Source organism: Lysinibacillus sp. (assembly GCF_032093475.1).
Lineage (GTDB): Bacteria > Bacillota > Bacilli > Bacillales_A > Planococcaceae > Lysinibacillus > Lysinibacillus irui.
The window spans coordinates 1-2,627 of the sequence record NZ_DAMDAY010000216.1 but is presented as its reverse complement, the minus strand read 5'-3'; the positions used below and the strand labels follow the sequence as shown (position 1 = coordinate 2,627).

3 protein-coding genes are annotated in these 2,627 nt (G+C 36.2%); all 3 read right to left on the bottom strand.

What is annotated here, in order from left to right:
* Positions 1 to 79 precede the first annotated feature (79 nt).
* A complete protein-coding gene (locus tag RT445_RS23530) occupies positions 80 to 1,507 on the bottom strand; it encodes an amino acid permease (protein WP_312506786.1) in 1,428 nt (475 codons plus the stop codon).
* Positions 1,508 to 1,618: 111 nt separating this feature from the next.
* A complete protein-coding gene (locus RT445_RS23525) occupies positions 1,619 to 2,380 on the bottom strand; it encodes a dimethylarginine dimethylaminohydrolase family protein (protein WP_274795925.1) in 762 nt (253 codons plus the stop codon).
* A 14-nt stretch (positions 2,381 to 2,394) separates the two neighbouring features.
* Positions 2,395 to 2,627, bottom strand: a 233-nt coding sequence (locus tag RT445_RS23520) for an arginine deiminase family protein (RefSeq protein ID WP_313471749.1), incomplete at its 5' end; no start/stop codon positions are given.

Below are 2,627 nucleotides of genomic sequence, written 5' to 3'. Positions count from 1 at the left end.
GCACGTAGTTTTTCAGGTGTATTCCACATAAAAGTATTCATAAAATTTCTCCTTTAAATCAAATTCGTTCATTTATACTTTAACGAATTTCTACTGACTCTTCCGTTTTGCTCTCTGTCGTTGCAGTCTTTGCTTTTTTTAGTTTCAATTGATAAAAAATCATACAGGCAATAAAGAAGCCAATCCCATACAACAAACCAATTCTTTGGGTAGGATCAAACGCTAAAAATACTAAAATTAACAAACAAAAGACAATGCAAAATACGGGAATTAACGGATATAGTGGCGTTTTAAATTTTAAATCATCCAACTTTCCACCAGACTTTATATAACGATGACGGAACATTAATTGTGAAGCACATATTCCCATCCAAGAAATTGTAACCGATATCCCTGCCACGGACATGAGTAAAACAAATACTGCGTCGGCTTCCATTACACTTGTTAATAACGATAATAGAGAGAAAACCATAGTAAAAATAAGGGCATTTAAAGGCACTTTATTTTTAGTAAGTCTGCCAAATAATTTAGGCGCCATCCCCTCTTGTGACATCGAGAATAATAAACGTGTAGAGGCATACAGACATGAATTCCCGACAGATAAAATCGCCGTTAATATAACGAAATTCATAATACCTGCTGCATAAGGAACACCAGCTAAATTCATCAACGTTACAAATGGACTTTCCATTAGACCAAGCTCAGATGCTGGGAATATCGCTGATAATACAATAATAGAGGCAATATAAAAGACAATAATTCTAAACAGGATTGTACGAATTGCTCTTGGGATATTTTTTTCAGGACTTTCCGTTTCACCTGCCGCAATTCCAACAAGCTCTGATCCCTGATAAGAGAAAATAACATTCATCATTGTGACAAAAATAATGGAAATACCTGCTGGGAATAAACCAGACGGTGCTAAATTTGTCAAATGTGGAGTTGGACGATCTGCCAGAGGAATTACACCAAATATTGCCGCTCCTCCTATAATAATAAAGGCAATGACTGCAATTACTTTTATACTGGCAAACCAAAATTCCGCTTCAGCAAAGCCCTTTGTTGTTAAGGCATTTAAGACAAATAAAAGAACCATAAATACAGCACACCATATCCAAATAGGCACTGTCGGAAACCAATGCTGCATTAAAATGCCTGCTGCTGTAAATTCAACGCCCGCTGTGGCAGCAGAACCGACAAAATACATCCAACCTAATGAAAAACCTGCTGAGGGACTAATAAAGCGTGTTGCATAAGTTTGGAAAGAGCCCGTAACAGGCATATAAACAGCTAATTCCCCAAGACAATTCATAACCATAAACAAAATTAAACCACCAAACAAATAGCCGATTAAAGCGCCACCCGGCCCAGCTTGATTAATGGTATAGCCAACATTTAAAAATAAACCCGTTCCAATAACTCCCCCAAGTGAAAGCATCAACAAGTGACGACTTTTCATCGAACGATTTAATTGATTAGTATGAAGCTGATCCCCTTTATTCAACATCCATCCCTACTTCCCATATAATGTAAAAATATTAAATATTCTGATATTTAAAGAATGAAAGTACCCAATCAATTTATCACTTTTAAATTGATTGGGCCATATGATAATTACTTAAAAACGTAATGATAAACAGCTCAAGCCACCATCATGTTTCCTGAATTCAGACATCTCAAGTTCAATAGTTTGATAACCTAGGTCTAGTAATTTTCGATTTGTTTCCGGGTAACCAGCTGGGATAATGATATAATCATTTACTTGAATACAGTTTGCTGAATATTCATCTTCTTTAGGAATGACAACTTTTTCGTAAGATTCAAATGCAGGATGGTCCACAAACTCTCCAGCTACCACCATACGATTTTCCCCTACATAGGCAATACCTGTTTTTAAATGGAAGAATTCCTTTAATGGGATGATAGTTGCTTCGTAACCCTCTTGCTCAACTATTTCTTTAAATTGCTGTGCACCTTCTTCATTTGTGCGGTCGGAGATTCCTACATAAAACTTCTTCTCTGCTTGCAATACATCTCCACCATCGAGTGTTCCAGAGCCTTTAATATAGTAAATTTTTTCATAGAATTGCTTAACAGCAGGCTCAATTTCTTCAATTTCACGGTTTCGAGCCTCTGCTCCTGGGTTTGAAATAATAGCAAATTCAGGTGTTAAAACAGCAGTATCTTCTACAAATGTAGAATCTGGAAAAGCTTCATTTGCTGGTAATTGTGTTACCTCAACACCACATTTTTTTAAAGCTTCTACATATTTTTCATGCTGCTCAAACAATTTTTCTAAAATGGGTTTTCCTAAATCACTAGTCGTTAAACCGTTGATAAAGCTATTTCCTGGATTTTTAACAATAACATTTTTAAACATATTCTTCTTCTCCTTTATCCTCTTATAACTGGACAAGTTAGACATGTTGGTCCACCTGTTCCTTTAACTGTAATTTCATTGCCTTTATATTCATAAACTGTCGCACCGGCATCAATTAGCTGTTGCTTTGTTGCCGGATTTCCTTCTGGAATAACACAAACTCTAGGTGCAAGCGCTAAGACATTACAGCCCAGTGCGTCATACTCTTCTTTCGGTACTTCTATTAATTGAATACCACGTTCAATGA

Coding starts and splice junctions, on each gene's coding strand:
- RT445_RS23530 (WP_312506786.1), bottom strand. CDS start 1,507: ATGTTGAATAAAGGGGATCAGCTTCATACTAATCAATTAAATCGTTCG.
- RT445_RS23525 (WP_274795925.1), bottom strand. CDS start 2,380: ATGTTTAAAAATGTTATTGTTAAAAATCCAGGAAATAGCTTTATCAAC.